Source organism: Roseovarius bejariae (assembly GCF_009669325.1).
GTDB classification, from domain to species: domain Bacteria; phylum Pseudomonadota; class Alphaproteobacteria; order Rhodobacterales; family Rhodobacteraceae; genus Roseovarius; species Roseovarius bejariae.
Genome location: NZ_SZWE01000001.1, coordinates 1,039,426 through 1,055,254, shown reverse-complemented (window position 1 = coordinate 1,055,254; position 15,829 = coordinate 1,039,426). Strand labels below are relative to the sequence as shown.

17 protein-coding genes and 1 tRNA gene are annotated in these 15,829 nt (G+C 63.5%); 11 read left to right on the top strand and 7 right to left on the bottom strand.

All coding sequences use genetic code 11. The features are described 5' to 3' along the window. Positions 1 to 61: 61 nt before the first annotated feature. The 3 genes from FDP25_RS05000 to FDP25_RS04990 form a co-directional block, all read right to left on the bottom strand. Positions 62 to 1,639 carry a gamma-glutamyltransferase family protein gene (locus FDP25_RS05000; protein ID WP_154149521.1) on the bottom strand — a complete coding sequence of 526 codons (1,578 nt, stop codon included), beginning with the start codon at positions 1,637 to 1,639 and terminating at the stop codon, positions 62 to 64. 220 nt (positions 1,640 to 1,859) lie between these two features. Continuing rightward, positions 1,860 to 2,297 carry an ATP-binding protein gene (locus FDP25_RS04995; protein WP_154149519.1) on the bottom strand — a complete coding sequence of 146 codons (438 nt, stop codon included), beginning with the start codon at positions 2,295 to 2,297 and terminating at the stop codon, positions 1,860 to 1,862. A gap of 50 nt (positions 2,298 to 2,347) precedes the next feature. Beyond that, a complete protein-coding gene (locus FDP25_RS04990; RefSeq protein ID WP_154149517.1) occupies positions 2,348 to 2,686 on the bottom strand; it encodes an STAS domain-containing protein in 339 nt (112 codons plus the stop codon). A 93-nt stretch (positions 2,687 to 2,779) separates the two neighbouring features. On the opposite strand from FDP25_RS04990, the gene FDP25_RS04985 reads away from it, so the two are divergent. Next, a complete protein-coding gene (locus FDP25_RS04985; protein WP_154149515.1) occupies positions 2,780 to 3,952 on the top strand; it encodes an acetyl-CoA C-acyltransferase in 1,173 nt (390 codons plus the stop codon). Here the strand turns inward: FDP25_RS04985 and FDP25_RS04980 are convergent. After that, positions 3,949 to 4,554, bottom strand: coding sequence for a TetR/AcrR family transcriptional regulator (locus FDP25_RS04980; protein ID WP_154149513.1), 606 nt, complete (start codon positions 4,552 to 4,554; stop codon positions 3,949 to 3,951). The genes FDP25_RS04985 and FDP25_RS04980 overlap by 4 nt on opposite strands. Before the next feature lie 90 nt (positions 4,555 to 4,644). Between FDP25_RS04980 and FDP25_RS04975 the strand changes: the two genes are divergently transcribed. From FDP25_RS04975 to FDP25_RS04940, 8 genes are all read left to right on the top strand, one after another. Further along, on the top strand, positions 4,645 to 5,007 hold the full coding sequence (locus FDP25_RS04975; RefSeq protein ID WP_246175763.1) for a hypothetical protein: 363 nt from the start codon (positions 4,645 to 4,647) through the stop codon (positions 5,005 to 5,007). Between the two features lie 15 nt (positions 5,008 to 5,022). Beyond that, on the top strand, positions 5,023 to 5,478 hold the full coding sequence (locus FDP25_RS04970; protein WP_154149511.1) for a GAF domain-containing protein: 456 nt from the start codon (positions 5,023 to 5,025) through the stop codon (positions 5,476 to 5,478). An 8-nt stretch (positions 5,479 to 5,486) separates the two neighbouring features. Next, on the top strand, positions 5,487 to 6,371 hold the full coding sequence (locus FDP25_RS04965) for a carbon-nitrogen hydrolase family protein (RefSeq protein WP_154149509.1): 885 nt from the start codon (positions 5,487 to 5,489) through the stop codon (positions 6,369 to 6,371). Positions 6,372 to 6,454: 83 nt separating this feature from the next. Continuing rightward, positions 6,455 to 6,673: a translation initiation factor IF-1 gene (gene infA / locus FDP25_RS04960; RefSeq protein WP_005978431.1), complete on the top strand. Its 219-nt coding sequence runs from the start codon at positions 6,455 to 6,457 to the stop codon at positions 6,671 to 6,673. A gap of 14 nt (positions 6,674 to 6,687) precedes the next feature. Continuing rightward, positions 6,688 to 7,266 (top strand): Maf family protein, encoded by a 579-nt coding sequence (locus FDP25_RS04955; RefSeq protein ID WP_154149507.1) that lies wholly within the window; start codon positions 6,688 to 6,690, stop codon positions 7,264 to 7,266. Beyond that, complete coding sequence (locus FDP25_RS04950) at positions 7,263 to 8,285, top strand: ribonuclease E/G (RefSeq protein ID WP_154149505.1); 1,023 nt, start codon at positions 7,263 to 7,265, stop codon at positions 8,283 to 8,285. Before FDP25_RS04955 ends, FDP25_RS04950 begins: the two co-directional genes overlap by 4 nt. Continuing rightward, positions 8,285 to 8,473 (top strand): DNA gyrase inhibitor YacG, encoded by a 189-nt coding sequence (locus FDP25_RS04945; protein ID WP_154149503.1) that lies wholly within the window; start codon positions 8,285 to 8,287, stop codon positions 8,471 to 8,473. Before FDP25_RS04950 ends, FDP25_RS04945 begins: the two co-directional genes overlap by 1 nt. Before the next feature lie 181 nt (positions 8,474 to 8,654). Next, a tRNA-Phe gene (locus FDP25_RS04940) sits at positions 8,655 to 8,729 on the top strand. A 47-nt stretch (positions 8,730 to 8,776) separates the two neighbouring features. Here the strand turns inward: FDP25_RS04940 and FDP25_RS04935 are convergent. The 3 genes from FDP25_RS04935 to FDP25_RS04925 are packed head-to-tail and all read right to left on the bottom strand — an operon-like array spanning position 8,777 to position 13,069. Beyond that, the gene (locus tag FDP25_RS04935; RefSeq protein ID WP_154149501.1) at positions 8,777 to 9,982 is read right to left on the bottom strand and encodes an efflux RND transporter periplasmic adaptor subunit; all 1,206 of its coding nucleotides are present in this window, start codon (positions 9,980 to 9,982) and stop codon (positions 8,777 to 8,779) included. A 9-nt stretch (positions 9,983 to 9,991) separates the two neighbouring features. After that, positions 9,992 to 12,355: an ABC transporter permease gene (locus FDP25_RS04930; protein WP_154149499.1), complete on the bottom strand. Its 2,364-nt coding sequence runs from the start codon at positions 12,353 to 12,355 to the stop codon at positions 9,992 to 9,994. Positions 12,356 to 12,364: 9 nt separating this feature from the next. After that, a complete protein-coding gene (locus FDP25_RS04925) occupies positions 12,365 to 13,069 on the bottom strand; it encodes an ABC transporter ATP-binding protein (RefSeq protein WP_154149497.1) in 705 nt (234 codons plus the stop codon). A gap of 243 nt (positions 13,070 to 13,312) precedes the next feature. Here FDP25_RS04925 and FDP25_RS04920 point away from each other — a divergent pair, with 243 nt between their 5' ends. Both FDP25_RS04920 and acsA read left to right on the top strand, forming a co-directional pair. Next, positions 13,313 to 13,987 (top strand): phosphoribosyltransferase, encoded by a 675-nt coding sequence (locus tag FDP25_RS04920; protein WP_154149495.1) that lies wholly within the window; start codon positions 13,313 to 13,315, stop codon positions 13,985 to 13,987. Positions 13,988 to 14,082: 95 nt separating this feature from the next. Next, the gene (acsA, locus tag FDP25_RS04915) at positions 14,083 to 15,828 is read left to right on the top strand and encodes an acetate--CoA ligase (protein WP_154149493.1); all 1,746 of its coding nucleotides are present in this window, start codon (positions 14,083 to 14,085) and stop codon (positions 15,826 to 15,828) included. Position 15,829 lies beyond the last annotated feature (1 nt).

Sequence of the window (15,829 nt, the reverse complement as noted above, 5' to 3'; positions counted from 1 at the left end):
ATACCGACGCGATGCCGAGAGGGGGTTTTCGCGTTAACTCAAGGGCTTAGCCCCGATTCGCTCAATACCCCAGCGCGCAGCCATCCTTGCGCGGGTCACTCGCCCCTTCCAGCACCCCATCGGGCCGGATCAGGATCGCCTGCGCCCCGCCGATGGCCTCATGCGGGGTCGTGACCTTGTGGCCCATATCCGCCAGTTCCTGCCGGACACTGTCGGCATAGCCGCGCTCGACCTTCATCTCACCCTTGTCCGAGAAGGCGCGCGGCGCGTCGATGGCGGCCTGCGCATCCATCCCGAAGTCCCTGAGATTGCTGACAAATCTTGCGTGTCCATTGGGTTGATAGGCGCCACCCATCACGCCGAATGGCATGATGACGCCGCTGTCATCGGCCAGCATCCCGGGAATGATCGTATGCATGGGCCGCTTACCGCCTGCCATCTCGTTCGGGTGGCCGGGCGTGAGGCTAAAGCCCGCGCCGCGGTTCTGCATCAGGATACCGAATTTCTCCGAGGCGATCCCCGAGCCAAACCCATGAAAAATTGAGTAAATCAGCGATACCGCCATGCGGTCGCGATCCACCACCGTGATATAGATCGTGTCCCGGTGCACCGCTTCGGTCAGCGGCGCTGCGTCGGGCATCGCGTTTTGCGGATCGATCAAGGCGGCCAGTTTCGCCGCCGTCTCGGGCGAGAGCATATGCTCCAGCCGCGCGGTGTGATCGGCGTCGGCAATGATCCGGTTGCGTGCGTCATAGGCCAGTTTCGCGGCCTCTGCCTCGATGTGGGCACGCTGTGCACCAAGCGGGTCCATCCTCGAAATATCGAAGTGGCTCAGTATGTTAAGCATCAGGATGGCGGTCGCGCCCTGTCCGTTGGGCGGATGCTCGACCAAGTCGACGCCACCGTAACTGCCGCGTACGGGCGTAGTGTAGTTGCACGCCGTTGCCGCGAAATCCTCGGCTGTATGCACGCCGCCCATAGCGTTCAGCGTGGCCAGCATATCTTCGGCCACTTCGCCGCTGTAAAAGGCATCGCGCCCATCCTTGGCGATCCGGCGCAGCACCTCGGCCTGTCCCGGGGCGCGGAAAATCTCGCCAGTGGTATAGGGCTGTCCGGCCTTGGAATAATGCGTAACCCCATGACCCTGAAGGGCTTTCCCGGCCACGGGCCAGTCGAACGCCACACGCGGGGCGACCGGGATACCGTCTTCGGCATAGTGGATCGACGGTGCCAGCAGGGCATCGAGACCAAGTTTTCCGTGGTCCTCGCTCAAACGGCAAAAGGCATCAATGGCGCCGGGAATGGTAACCGCCTCGGGACCGTTGAGTGGCACGGCCTCATGGCCCTTGGCGCGCAGATCGGCGGCCTTGGCCGCGGCAGGGGCCCGGCCCGAGCCATTCAGGGCCTTGATTTCATGGCTTCCCGGTTCTGACATCAACACAAAGCAATCGCCGCCGATGCCAGTCATTTGCGGTTCGCATATCCCCAGCAGAACAGCCCCGGCAATAGCTGCATCCATGGCATTGCCACCCCGTTGCAGGATGTCGATGGCCGTCTTGGCGGCCAGGGGGTGCGATGTGGCGCATACTCCGTTTGTGGCGAAACAGGCCGAGCGGCCGGGCAGTTGAAAATCGCGCATGATGCCTCCTCATGTGTCAGCGCGCTGACCATAGGGGGGCTTTCCCGGAATGCCAATTGTTTGGGAAGAAGAAACCTCGACGCCACGCACTGGGTGGGGGCTGTTGAAAGCGCGGCGCCGAGGGAAGCCATTTGCAGCTACACTCAATGGTATGAGCTTCTAATTTGGCGCTGCTGCGAACAGATTGTGACCATAATACGGTTTCTGGCCCGCGATTCGCTTATGTATTGTGTTTCTCAAGCCGCATACCGAGTGTCAGGCGGTTTCCCCCGCCTTCCCGGCGGTATTCCACGGTCTCGCAGAGGTCCCGGATCAGGAACCACCCGAATCCCCCTTCCGGTAAATTGTCGATTTCACCGTCACTGGTAGGTAAGCGCCCGGGTGGAGGCTCCAAACCGGGAAAGGGGGCCCCATTGTCGCGAATATGGGCCAAAACCTGCCCATGCGCGACTGTCGCTTCAATACTCACCGGGCCGGTGGCAATTTCGGCATAGGCATGCTCGACGACATTGTTCAACGCCTCGGCCAAAACCAGTTCCACCATGCCCAGACATCGACGTGGTATGCCTCCCGCCTCAAGCCGCGCACGGCAATCAGACAGAAGGGTGCGCACGCCACATTCCGTCGCGCGTGCGGTCAGAGAAAAGCGAAAGGACATGGGCTGCCCTGCCTGTGGGTCAGGCCTGTCGTGACACACCTTCGTGGTCCTTATCCGACGGCGCGTCCCGATACCGAGTCGGGGCTGTCGTGTATGACGAAAACCGTGTCCATCCGTGTGAGACGAAACACCTTGGCGACATCGGGGGTCAATCCTGCGAGATCAAGCCGCTGCCCCGGGCGCAGCTGTTTCTTGGAGGCGACAATCGCCCCAAGGCCGCTGGAGTCGACGAATGACACTTTCGACAGGTCCAGAACCGCATGCGGTGGCCCGGCGTCGGTCAGGGCGCGCATGCTGTCCTTGAAGCGGATCGCGGCGCTGGCGTCGATGCGCGCCTCATTGACGGTGATGATAAGCGTATCGTTGGTTTTCGTGCTGTGCAGGTCCATGATGCCTCCAGGCCATAGGTAGTAATACGGCCAAGGCTAGACCCCATTCCTTACTATTCGGTATTCATGGGCACGAAAGAGGAGGATTAGGCGATGAAAGAGGTTGTCATCGCGGGCGCCGCCCGCACGCCCATGGGCGGATTCCAAGGGGATTTCGACGGGGTCGAGGCCCCGGTCTTGGGCGGGGCGGCGATTCGCGCGGCCCTTGCCGATGCCCGTTCCGAGACCGTAGATGAGGTTCTGATGGGCTGTGTCTTGCCGGCAGGGCAGGGCCAGGCGCCCGCGCGTCAGGCTGGCTTTGCCGGTGGCCTAGGCGAAGAGGTGCCCGCCACCACCCTCAACAAGATGTGCGGCTCGGGCATGAAGGCGGCGATGATCGGTTTCGACCAGATCGCCCTGGGCCATACAGACACCATGATTTCAGGCGGCATGGAGTCCATGTCTTGCGCGCCCTACCTCTTGCCCAAGATGCGCGGCGGCGCCCGCCTTGGGCATGCGCAAGTGATCGACCATATGTTCCTTGACGGGCTGGAAGATGCCTATGACAAGGGCCGCCTGATGGGCACCTTCGCCGAGGACTGCGCCGAGACCTTCCAATTCACCCGTGAGGCACAGGATGCCTATGCCATCGGCTCCCTCGAAGGGGCGCTCGCAGCACATAAATCTGGCGCCTTTGACGGTGAAATCGCCCCGGTCACCCTGCAAACCCGCAAGGGTGAGGTGACGATTTCCGAGGATGAACAACCCGCCAAGGCGCGCCCCGACAAGATCCCGCAACTCAAACCCGCCTTCCGCAAGGATGGCACGGTGACACCCGCCAATTCCTCGTCGATCAGCGATGGCGCGGCGGCCCTTGTTCTGGCCTCGCGCGAGGCGGCCGAGGCCAAGGGCCTCAATATCCGCGCCCGCATCATGGGCCACGCCAGCCACGCGCAAGCGCCGGGCTGGTTCACAACGGCCCCGGTGCCCGCGGCGCAGAAACTTTTGCAAAGACTGGGCTGGTCCAAGGATGACGTGGACCTGTGGGAGGTGAACGAGGCCTTCGCCGTGGTTCCCATGGCCTTCATGCACGAAATGGGCCTGTCGCGTGATAAAGTGAACGTCAATGGCGGGGCCTGCGCACTGGGCCATCCCATCGGGGCCAGCGGGGCGCGCATCATGGTGACGCTTCTCAATGCCTTGGAAAAGCGCGGGCTCAAGCGTGGGGTTGCGGCGATCTGTATCGGCGGCGGTGAAGGCACGGCGATTGCGATAGAACGGGTCTAACGCCGATCCCCCAAAAGCCGCGTCAGGGCGTCAAATGCACGCCCTGAGCGCGCGTTGATCGCGGCGTGCCCCGGGGCCGGTATCTGTCCTGTCACCCGGCGCAATTGGAGATCACCGATCAGCAGGCCAAGGTACAGATCGACAGCCTCGGCCGGGTCCTCAAACCGCAATTGCCCGGCCGCCTTGGCCCGTTCCATCACATCGGCGATCAAAGGTGCCACGGCTTGCCGCCCGGCCTGCGCAAGGGCTGTACCAAGGGTCCCGCTTGCATCCGCCGCCGCGGCGCGATTGAGGGCCACCGCCTTCTCGCTGGTCAGCATTGTCAGTAACAGCGGCCCTACGGCCTGTAATGTCTGCACCGGGTCGGCATCATGGTCAAGCGCGGCCTCAAGTGTCTCGCGGACGCGCGCGGCATTGGCCTCTACCATGGCTCGAAACAGGCCCAGCTTGTCCCCATACCAGTTGTAAAGCGTCTCGTTTGAGGCCTTGGCGCGCTTCGCAACGGCCAGCATCGATGTCCCGCCAAAGCCCTTCTCGGCCAGCAGGGCATAGGCGGCCTCTTGGATCTCGGCCATGCGTGCGGATTTCTTGGCGTCTTTCATCTGATCTCCCGGCGGCTTGACGAAAAGCGTACACTTTATTACGGATATTATCAAGCGTACAGATTAATACGGTCATGAAAGGACATAGATATGCCGATCGATTCCCATACCCGCACCATGAATGCCGCCTTGCTTGGCTTGGTTGTTTTGCAACTTGTCATGCTCACCGCGCTATATGCAGGCGTTCCGCCGCACCCGCCCGAGGCCACGCCCCTGTTTGGCATCGCGCCCTTCCTTGGCATGGCGCTGGCCGCGGCCTTGGCTGCCATGACGCTTGGGGCGACCGGCGCGGGGCGCCTGATTGCGGCCTTCGCGGCGCTGGCGGCGGCCATATCCTTTGGTCCGCAAAAGTATCTCGATCCGGCCTTCCCGCTGATCTGGCCTGCGGTGTTGTCGGGGCAGGTCGCCATTGTGACGGTGCTCGTGATGGTGTTTAAACGCCCGGAGACCTGAGATCGGACGCCCACCATGCGCATCGACTACGCCGAGATATCCAAAACCATCGCTGCCCTGACGGACGGCGAAACAGATGCAGTGTCCCTCATGGCCACCGTGGCCTGTGAATTGCATCACGCCGATGACCGCTTTGACTGGACAGGCTTCTATCGCGTCACCGGCCCCGAAATGCTCAAGATCGGGCCATATCAGGGTGGCCATGGCTGCCTGGTTATCCCGTTTTCACGCGGGGTCTGTGGCGCGGCGGCGCGCACCGGGGCGGTGCAACTGGTCGCGGATGTCGAGGCTTTCCCGGGTCATATCGCCTGTTCCAGTTCCACCCGCTCCGAGATCGTATTGCCGGTTTACGACGGGGCGCATGACCTGATCGCCGTACTGGATATCGACAGCGATCAACCACACGCGTTTACGCAAGACGACGCCAAAGGGCTGCAGCATATCCTTGATGACGTTTTCGGAAACCTCTGAGGCTGGCCATGAAAATCGCTACTGCCGCTTACCCGCTGGATCAATTCAACGCATGGTCCGACTATGCGACAAAGCTTGAGGCTTGGGTCTCCGAGGCCGCAGGGCAGGGGGCCGATCTGTTGCTTTTCCCCGAATACGGGGCGATGGAACTGGCCACGCTGGATGGCCCCGAGGTGGCCGCCGACCTGCCCGCCTCGCTGCGGGCCATTTCAGACAAGATGTCCCAAGTGGATGCCCTGCACGCCGATCTGGCCGCCAAATACGGCGTGCATATCTGTGCCGCCTCCGCCCCGGTTTACGATGAGGCCATCGGCCCCGCCCCTGTAAACCGCGCGCGGCTTTTCGCGCCCGGTGGTGATATGGGGGTGCAAGACAAGCAAATCATGACCCGTTGGGAACGTGCGCCCATGGGAGCGGTCGCGGGTGGCCCGCTGACGCTGTTTGACACGGCCTTGGGCAAAATCGGCATCCTGATCTGCTATGACGCCGAATTCCCCCTTCTGGCCCACGCCCTGAAGGAGGCCGACATTCTGCTGGTGCCCTCCTGCACCGAGGCGCTCGAAGGCTATTGGCGGGTGCGTATCGGGGCCATGGCCCGCGCGCTGGAGGCGCAATGCGTCACCGTCATGGCGTCGACCGTGGGCGATGCAACCTGGAACGAGGTGGCCGATCTGAACACCGGCATGGGCGGCATCTTCGGCCCGCCCGACGCGGGCTTTCCGCCCACCGGGGTGCTGGCCGAGGGCACCCTCAACACCCCCGGGTGGACCTTCGCCGAGGTGGATTTGCAGGCCATTGCCAAGGTGCGCGCCGATGGCAATGTCCTCAACGCCACCCATTGGGATGAGCAACTCGCCCGCGTTACGGATGTCACACAGCGCCGCCTAAGGTGATTATGGCCTTGAAAAACACGTCGAATAGGCCCATTTAAAGCGCGTTCCGCAAATCAGGCGGATCGTGCAACGAAGGAGAGACCATGGCCAAGGAAGATACGCTCGAATTTCCCGGTGTCGTGAAGGAACTCCTGCCGAATGCGACGTTCCGGGTCGAGCTTGAAAACGGCCATGAGATCATCGCCCACACGGCAGGCAAGATGCGCAAGAACCGCATCCGTGTTCTGGCAGGCGACAAGGTGCAAGTCGAAATGACGCCTTATGATCTGACCAAGGGTCGGATCAATTACCGATTCAAATAAGTGATCCGGCCTGAATGGCACTGATCCTCGGATCTGGCAGCCCGCGCAGGCGGGACTTGCTGGCGCAAATCGGGGTGGTGGCGGATGACATCCGCCCGCCCGACATAGACGAAACCCCGGAAAAATCCGAACTGCCGCGCCCCTATTGCATCCGCATGGCGCGGCAAAAAGCTTTGGCCGTCGAGGCCGGGCCGGACGATATCATTCTGTCCGCCGATACCACCGTCGCGCTCGGCCGCCGCATCATGGGCAAACCGGAAAACGCCGGCGAAGCGGCGCAATTCCTGCTGGCCATGTCGGGCCGCCGCCACAAGGTGATCACCGCCGTCGCCATCCGTCGGGGCGACCAAATCTGGCAACGCGACGTCGTCACTACCGTCAAGATGAAGTCGCTCTCGGATGAAGACCTCAACGCCTACCTCGCCACCGGCGATTGGCAGGGCAAGGCGGGGGGCTATGGCATCCAAGGCCCCGCCGGTGTCCTGATTCCGTGGATTCAAGGCTCTTTTACCGCTGTCGTCGGCCTGCCGCTCGCGGAAACCGCCAATCTCCTGCGCGCCGCAGGCTACCCATTGTTTAAGGAGACGCCATGAAAGGCCGCCTGATCGCCCTTGACCACCTGAGCGGGGTCGAGGCCGCCGCCCTCATGGTCGATGGCCGCCTCGAAGACCTGTTTCTCGATCCCGATGGCCCGCGCCCCGGCGCCATCTACCGCGCCATCGCCGACCGCCCGATGAAAGGGCAGGGGGGAATGTTCCTGCGCACCCCGGATGGCACGGTGTTCCTGCGGCAGGTCAAGGGCCTCAGCCCCGGACAACCGCTTCTGGTACAGGTCACCGGCCACGCCGAACCGGGCAAGGCCCTGCCGGTCACCACGAAACTCCTGTTCAAAAGCCGCTACGCCATCGTCACCCCCGAGGCCCCGGGCCTCAATATCTCGCGCCAGATCCGCGATGACGACCGCCGCGACGAGTTGCTCGCCATCGCCCACGCCGAGATGGACGGGGTCGAGATGGGCCTGATCCTGCGCTCCTCTTGCCTTGAGGCCGACGACGATGAAATAGCCGAGGACATTCACGCCATGGTCGATCTGGCCACGGCGGTTCTGGGTGATGCCGAAGGGGCCGAGCCGGAAAAACTTACCGAAGGCGACGGGCCGCATACGCTGGCCTGGCGCGAATGGACCGATCCGGCGGATGTGGACGCAAACGAAGGTTCATTTATCGATCATGGTGTTCTGGATGCGCTGGATACTTTGCAAGAGGCCCAAGCGCCGCTGTCCGGCGGGGCCTCGATGTTTATCGAACCCACCCGCGCGCTGGTGGCTGTGGATGTGAACACCGGCAACGATACCTCCCCTGCTGCGGGCATGAAGGCCAACATGGCCGCCGCCCGTGATCTGCCACGCCAATTGCGCCTGCGCGGGCTTGGCGGGCAAGTGGTGCTCGACCTCGCGCCGATGCCCAAGAAGGACCGCCGCCAATTTGAGACCACCCTGCGCGCCGCCTTCCGGGCCTGCACGGTCGAGACTACGCTTGTCGGTTGGACGGGCCTTGGCCATTATGAGTTGCAACGCAAACGCGACCGCGTCGCGCTGTCCGAGGTGATGTGATGAGCTGCCCGATCTGCGGTAAGGCAAGCAACCCCAAGGCGCGCCCCTTCTGCTCCAAACGCTGCGCAGATATCGACTTGGGCAAGTGGCTGGGCGGGGACTACGCCATGCCGTCGCGTGACCCCGAGGATATGGAACGCGCCTGGGAAGAGGCCGAGGCCCAAAAGGCCCGCGCCAAACCGCACTAATCCCCGTCATCCCGCATTAGGCAACTGCGTTCCGCCCAACCCAACATACCTGCCCAATGGCGCGCGCAAGCGGGCTTCTTGCGACAAAAGCCAGAGCCTTGAAAAAAGTGACAAAGCCCTCTGGACACCCCGCCCAACCTGACCTAGAACGCCTCCACCCGAACGCAGCCGCGTTCCCCGTGCCCGGGTAGCTCAGGGGTAGAGCAGTGGATTGAAAATCCTCGTGTCGGTGGTTCGATTCCGCCCCCGGGCACCATTTTAATCGGAAAGCCTTACCAATAACCGGTGTTTTCCACCACGCCATCACTCTGTGAGTCGTAAAACGATAGGTGTTCCGTCCTCGATGCGTTCATTGGGATGGACCAAGACCCGTTCTGCCTCCGAAAGCCCGTTCACGATCACGGCGGATCGGTCGTTCGTGTGGCCGATCTCGACAGGGCGCAAGCGCGCTGTTTCGTCCTCCATAACAAACACGGCCCACGCCTGACCGTATCGGAACAGGGCGCTTAGCGGGATTTGCAGGACATCGTCGCTCTCCCATTCGACAACGCGCAGGTAGACGGCAAAGCCGTGCCCAAGCGACGGCCGCTCTTCAAGGGGTGAAATCAGGTCGAACACCACATCCACGCGCTGTTCCTCGATGCCAAGCGCCGAGACCTTGGTATAGGCCGAGGGTTCGATTTCCGAAACCCGCGCCGCAAGCTGCCCCGCGCCGCCCCATCGTTCGACGATGGCCGGGTCGCCCACCTCAAGGCGCACCGCATCGGTCGACAGGACATCGGCCACGATTTCAAGGTCCCCCGGTTGCCCGATGGACAACAGGGGGGTGCCCGCCGCCACCGGGCGTTCGCTGATCACCGCGATGCTCAGCACACGGCCGTCCACCGGTGCCTTGATCGCCTGACAGCAATCCGCGGTATCGTCGGCATAGCCGCCGGGGTCGATCAAGGCCGCGCGGGCACGGTCGAGCGCGCCCCGGGCCATCTCGAGGTTCGACGCGGCGGCCTCCTGTGCGGCCTGCCGGACGCCAAGCGTCTGCTCGGCGTTTTCCAGCCGTGTCATCGAGGCAACGCCACGCTCGACCAGTTCCTTGGCGCGGCGATATTCGCTTTGGGCCAGTTCCAGTTCCTCGTCGGTCTGTCGCAGGCGGCTTTGCGCCATATGCAGTCCCGCCTCGGCCTCGCGTATGGCGGCCTCTGCCTGCACCCGGCTGCGTGGGTCCAGCGGGTCGGAAGCGGCCGGGTCAATGACCGCGACAACGGTTTCGCCCGCCGTAACGCCATCGCCCACCCGCACAGGCGAGCGGCGCGCCACGCCCCGGATCGGGGCGGCCACGTCGTAAACCTCGGCGATCCGGGTTTCCCCCTCGACATTGACAGTCACCTGCATGGGCCCGCGCGTGGCGGTGGCGATGTCCACCGGCACAGGGTCGGTCCGGAAGGTGACAATACCCAGCATCCCCGCCGTCACCACGCCGAACACTGTAAGAAGTACGGTTCTCGTCTTCATGGGCTCTCCTTACTCCCGCGTTTTCATCACCTGCACCAGGTCCAGCCGGTCCAGCCGCCGCCGAACGACCAGCGACGAGATCAGCGCCGCCGCCAACACCACCAGGCTGGCCTGTGCAAAGCCCGCCGGGGGCAAGACCAGCGGAATCTCGTAAAGGTCACTGGTCGATCCCTCGGCCAGCGCCTTGGCGATGCCGGCCCCCAGCAACCAGCCAAGCGGTTGCGCCAATAGCGCCAGAACCATGGTCTCACCCACAAGGATGAACGAGACCTCGCCGCGCGAAAAGCCAAGGATGCGCAGGCTTGCCAGTTCGCGCGCCCGTTCCGATAATTGGATGCGCGCGCCATTATAGGCCACCCCTATGGTGATCAGCACGGCAACGGTCAGGTAGATCGTCGTCATGATATCCACGTTCTCGCGGATCGTTGCCTCGAAGGAGCGTTGCATCTTGTTCATCTGGATCAGGCCGCTGAGTTCCGGGGTGTCCTTCAGCACCTGATGCAACTGCGGAAGGGCCTGCGCATCGACTTGCAGGTTGGCAACCGAGATCCGGGGCGCCTGACGCAACAGGCGGCTGAGCGTGTCCAGGTCCATGTAGGCGCCCAGCCCGATGTATTGCCGCACCAGTCCGGCCACCGGTACGAAATGGGTTTCGTTGATCCCGCCCAGAAACTCGACTTCGATGATGTCGCCGGGCTGCACCCCAAGCTGCCCGGCCAACCGCCGCGACAGCATCAACCCTTCCGGGGGCGGATCAACCGCCTGACCATCCGTTGTGATGATCCGCGCAAGATCTGCGCCGGGGCGGCGGGCCTCGATGGCGACATCCTTTTCCCGATGCCCATGGCGCAGCACGGCGGATTGAAACTGCTGCCCCTCGGCGCGGAAAACGCCGGGCAGGCGGGCCACCTCGGCCAAAGCCGTTTCGGGAATGTCGGGCTCGAACAGCAATATCGCATCCTGCCGGTTCGTACGGTCGAAGGTGGTCGAGATCAGCTCATTCAAAGCCGCCGGGAAAAAACTGGTGGCCACCAGAACCGCCACGGCCAGCGCCAGCCCCAGCGCCGTGAAACCGGATCGTAGCGGCCAGCGTAGCAGGCTGCGCAGGATCATCACCACCGGCTGGGACAGGCGCAAGGCCACCATGACCCGGTCCAGCCACGTGCGCTTGAACCGCGGCGGCGCGGGCGGCGCCATGGCCACGGCCGGGGGCAGTTGCGCCGCCCGCAGGGCACTGCGCCCGGCGCCCAAGGCCGCGCTGGCCACCGCCAAAAGGCCAGACAGCGCATAGGCGCTATAGTTCAGGTTGTAGATCAGATAGGGGAAATCGAAGAATTGCGCATACAGCCGCGCCAGCGCCCGCGCCAGCCATGTGCCCACGCCCCATCCGATCACCGTACCAGCCATGGCAATCAATACCGCCAGCAGAAGGTAATGCACACAGATTTCCACGTTGGAATAGCCGATGGCCTTCAACAGCCCGATCTCGCTGCGTTCCAGCGCGATGATCCGGCTGATGACCATGCTGACCAGAAAGGCGGAGATTGCGTAGAAGATGGGCGGCAGGATCATGGCGCTGGTTTTCAATTGCTCCAACTCGGACTCGATGAAACTGTTGGAGAGTTGAATGTCGCGGCCATAGGCTCCAAGACCGCCATAAGGCTCCAACAGGTCGTCCAGGCGGTCGATCACGTCTGCCCGGCTCGCCCCACGGTTCAGTTTCAGGGTCACGTTGTTGAACGCCCCGTCCATGTCAAACGCCCCAGCCACGGCACGTTCGGGCATCCAGAGCACACCGAAGGTTTCATTGTCGGGCATCAGGGCGCCGGGACCGATGGTATAGATGAACTCGGGCGACAACAGCGTCCCGGTCAGGGTCAGCGCGCGCCGGTGCCCGTTCAGATTGGCATGGAAGGTATCCCCGGGCCGCAGGTTGTTGGCCGCGGCGAAGGGGGCGTTCACGGCGACTTCATGTGTCGCATCGGGCGAGGGGAGCCGCCCCGCCTGCAAGACCGGCAGGTTCAGATGTGATTGACCGTTCGGGGGCAACGACAGAATGCGCGCGGTAACCGTTTCCGCGCGCCCGGGGACATCGAGAACCGCGAATTGCGATATGCGCGCATCCGCCGCCCGCACCCCGTCAATCCGCCGAATTTCCTGCATCAGCCAAAGTGGCGCGCGATTGGCATCGGCAAAGACATCGGCAAAGCGGTTGCGCTCGTAATAGGCGCGGCGGGTCTCCTCCAACGAAATGAAGGTGCCGAAGGTCGTCAACAGGATGGCCACCCCACAGGCCAGCACCAGGGCAATCGCCAAGGCCTGCGCCCAAAGGCGCCGGAAATCACGCAGCAGCTTGCGGTCAAGCGCGGTCATGCCCGGCCCTCACCAACTGATCTCGGCAGGCGCGACGCGGGTGGTGTTTTCCTCCACCCGGTCGATCCGGCCATCGAGGAAATACACCACGCGATGCGCCATCTGCCGGATCGCGACATTATGGGTGATGACCGCCGTGCTCGTGCCCAGCCGGTCATTGACGTCGCGCAACACCTCCAGCACCTGAACGCCGGTCTGGCTGTCCAGCGCCCCGGTCGGCTCGTCGCACAGCAACACTTCGGGCCGCTTGGCGATGGCCCGGGCGATGGCCACCCGTTGTTGCTCCCCGCCCGACATCTCGGCGGGAAAATGATCCAGCCGATGATCCAGCCCGACCTGCGCCAGCGCCTCCTCGGCAGGCATCGGATTGGGGGCGACATCGGTGACCAGTTGCACGTTCTCCCGCGCCGTCAGGCTGGCCACGAGGTTATAGAATTGAAACACGAACCCCACGTGATCGCGCCGGTATTTCGTCAGGCTCCGGTCATTCATCGACGTCAGGTCCAGATCGCGAAACCACACCTTGCCGGATGTCGCATGATCCAGCCCTCCAAGAATGTTCAACAGGGTGGATTTGCCGCTTCCCGATGGCCCCAGAAGCACGGCCAGTTCTCCGGTGAACAGGGTCAAATCCACGCCATCCAGCGCCCTGACCTTGAGTTCGCCGGTGTCGTAAATCTTGGTCAGGCCCTGCGTTCGAAAAACTGCGCCCATGGGCACTCCCTTTCCTGTTCGCACTCTAGGCGCTTTGCAAGGGCAAGCATAGGGACCTGTCGAAACCCCGCCTTGCGATTGATCAAGTCAACCGGCGGTCGATACGTCGAAAGGCGGGGCAGGGCGATTGCGCATGATCAAGGCCAAGATGAACGGGCCGTCGCAAGGTCAGGGGCAGGGCGCGCGCCCTGACCGCGGTTGAGGCGCAAGCCGGGATTGGTAAAATGGCATATGGGTGGAACCATGGATAGATTCCTCAATCGAACCGAAGCCGGAAAAGCCCTTGCAAAGGCCCTTGCCGACAAGGGCTATTCCGATCCGGTCGTTCAGGCATTGCCGCGCGGCGGCGTTCCCGTGGGGATCGAGGTCGCGCGCAGACTGAATGCCCCGATGGACATCGTGATGGTGCGCAAGATCGGTGTGCCGGGACAACCCGAGCTGGCCGCCGCCGCCGTGGTCAACGGCGATGATCCCCAGATCGTCGTCAACGACACAATCGCAGCACAGGCCGGGCTGTCGCGCGACGACATCGACGGTCTGGCACAGGCGCAACTCAAGGAAATCGCGCGCCGCCGGGCCGTCTACCTGAAGGGTCGCGCGTCCATCCCCATCAAAGGGCGAACCGTGATCGTCGTCGATGACGGGATCGCCACCGGTGCCACCATGCGCGCCTCCCTCAAGGCGCTGCGGCAACGCGGACCGGCCAAACTTGTGCTGGCCGTACCAGTCGCCGCACCCGACACGCTTGCCGCCCTGCGCGGGGACGTCGATGAGGTCGTCTGCCTGCTCCAGCCCCGACCGCTTTTCGGCGTCGGCGCTCATTACGACGACTTCGGCCAGACCTCCGACGATGAGGTCATCCGGCTGATGGACGAAGCCGACAGCCTTGTCGGGAAAACGGACACCGCCCCGGATTAACCCCCATGCTTGCCATAGGTTAAAGCAGCAAGGCCCCTCCACGGTTAGGCTCATACCGGCAACCGAGGGAGGCCAGAAATGCCAATGCGAACGCCATGACGTGGCAAACCATTACCAAATCCGCCGCGGATCGAACCGCCGCCGCATGGCCCGATACCAAGGCCGCGCGGGCGGGCTTCTCATGGGAAAAAGCCCGCCAAAGCCTTGCGGGCCTGCCCGGGGGCGGCCTCAACATTGCCTACGAAGCGCTCGACCGGCACGTCGCCGAAGGCCACGGCGACCGCTTGGCAATACGATGGCTGGGGGCCTCGGGCGAGACACGGGACTTCACCTACGACGACCTGCTGCGCAACGCCTCGAAATTCGCCAACATCCTTGCACGGCATGGCATCGGCAAGGGGGACCGCCTGTATTCGATGATGGGCCGGGTGCCCGAACTTTACTTTGCGGCGCTGGGCACCCTGCGCGCGGGGGCGGTCTTTACTCCGCTCTTCTCGGCCTTCGGCCCCGAACCCGTCCGTACCCGGATGGAAATCGGCGAGGCCCGCGCGCTGATCACCACCGCCTCGATCTACCGCCGCAAGATCGCCCCGTGGCGGGCTGAAATCCCCTCGCTGAAACTGGTGCTCATCGTGGGCAGGGATGCGCCCGATGATTGCGTCGCGCTCGGGCCGGAACTGGACCGTGCCCCCGACACCGCCGACATCGCACACACCGACCCCGAGGACATGGCCCTGATCCATTTCACGTCCGGCACCACCGGGAAGCCCAAGGGTGTCGTGCATGTCCATCAGGCCGTCGTCGCCCATGCCGTCACCGGGCGTTACGCGCTCGAACTCAAACCCGGCACGATCTACTGGTGCACCGCCGATCCGGGCTGGGTGACGGGCACCTCCTACGGCATCATCTCTCCCTTGGTGAACGGGGCCACGATGATCGTGGACGAGGCCGAATTCGATCTTGAACGGTGGTACGACATTCTGGAGCGCGAAAAAATCGAGGTCTGGTACACCGCCCCCACGGCCATTCGGATGATGATGCGGGCAGGCAGAACGGCCGCCTCGGGCCATGATTTCAGCCAGCTGAAATTTCTGGCCAGTGTCGGCGAACCCCTCAACCCCGAGGCCGTCGTCTGGGGACAGACGGTATTCGGGCGGCCCTTTCACGACAACTGGTGGCAGTCTGAAACCGCCGGCATCATGATCGCCAATACCGCCGCCATGGACATCAAGCCCGGCTCGATGGGCAAGCCTCTGCCGGGGATCGAGGCGGGCATAGTCGAGACCGGCGGCAAGCACCTGCATGAATGCGGCCCCGGCGAGGTGGGCGAACTGGCGCTGCGGCCCGGCTGGCCGTCGATGATGCGGGCCTACCTGAACGAACAGGCGCGCTATGACAAATGCTTTCGCGATGGCTGGTACCTGTCGGGCGATCTGGCGATGCGCGATACCGATGGCTATTTCTGGTTCGTGGGCCGCGCCGATGACCTCATCAAATCCTCGGGCCACCTGATCGGCCCCTTCGAGGTGGAAAGCGCCCTGATCGAACATGACGCCGTGGCCGAGGCCGGGGTGATCGGCCTGCCCGATGAAACCGCCGGCGAAATCGTGAAGGCTTATGTCGTGCTCAACCCCGGCTTCGAGCCCTCCGAGGAGACAGAGCGCGCCCTGCGCGGCCACGCCCGCAAGCGCCTTGGTCCGGCCGTGGCCCCCCGTCAGATCGCGTTCCGCGAAAGCCTGCCCAAGACACGTTCGGGCAAGATCATGCGCCGCCTTCTCAAGGCGCGCGAACTGGGCCTGCCCGAGGGCGACATCTCGACCCTTGAAACCGATGAGACATGAC

Coding starts and splice junctions, on each gene's coding strand:
- FDP25_RS04950 (WP_154149505.1), top strand. CDS start 7,263: ATGAAAGGCCGCCTGATCGCCCTTGACCACCTGAGCGGGGTCGAGGCC.
- infA (WP_005978431.1), top strand. CDS start 6,455: ATGGCCAAGGAAGATACGCTCGAATTTCCCGGTGTCGTGAAGGAACTC.
- FDP25_RS04985 (WP_154149515.1), top strand. CDS start 2,780: ATGAAAGAGGTTGTCATCGCGGGCGCCGCCCGCACGCCCATGGGCGGA.
- FDP25_RS04965 (WP_154149509.1), top strand. CDS start 5,487: ATGAAAATCGCTACTGCCGCTTACCCGCTGGATCAATTCAACGCATGG.
- FDP25_RS04990 (WP_154149517.1), bottom strand. CDS start 2,686: ATGGACCTGCACAGCACGAAAACCAACGATACGCTTATCATCACCGTC.
- FDP25_RS04945 (WP_154149503.1), top strand. CDS start 8,285: ATGAGCTGCCCGATCTGCGGTAAGGCAAGCAACCCCAAGGCGCGCCCC.
- FDP25_RS04980 (WP_154149513.1), bottom strand. CDS start 4,554: ATGAAAGACGCCAAGAAATCCGCACGCATGGCCGAGATCCAAGAGGCC.
- FDP25_RS04995 (WP_154149519.1), bottom strand. CDS start 2,297: ATGTCCTTTCGCTTTTCTCTGACCGCACGCGCGACGGAATGTGGCGTG.
- FDP25_RS04955 (WP_154149507.1), top strand. CDS start 6,688: ATGGCACTGATCCTCGGATCTGGCAGCCCGCGCAGGCGGGACTTGCTG.
- FDP25_RS04930 (WP_154149499.1), bottom strand. CDS start 12,355: ATGACCGCGCTTGACCGCAAGCTGCTGCGTGATTTCCGGCGCCTTTGG.
- FDP25_RS04925 (WP_154149497.1), bottom strand. CDS start 13,069: ATGGGCGCAGTTTTTCGAACGCAGGGCCTGACCAAGATTTACGACACC.
- FDP25_RS04970 (WP_154149511.1), top strand. CDS start 5,023: ATGCGCATCGACTACGCCGAGATATCCAAAACCATCGCTGCCCTGACG.
- FDP25_RS04975 (WP_246175763.1), top strand. CDS start 4,645: ATGCCGATCGATTCCCATACCCGCACCATGAATGCCGCCTTGCTTGGC.
- FDP25_RS04935 (WP_154149501.1), bottom strand. CDS start 9,982: ATGAAGACGAGAACCGTACTTCTTACAGTGTTCGGCGTGGTGACGGCG.
- FDP25_RS05000 (WP_154149521.1), bottom strand. CDS start 1,639: ATGCGCGATTTTCAACTGCCCGGCCGCTCGGCCTGTTTCGCCACAAAC.
- acsA (WP_154149493.1), top strand. CDS start 14,083: ATGACGTGGCAAACCATTACCAAATCCGCCGCGGATCGAACCGCCGCC.
- FDP25_RS04920 (WP_154149495.1), top strand. CDS start 13,313: ATGGATAGATTCCTCAATCGAACCGAAGCCGGAAAAGCCCTTGCAAAG.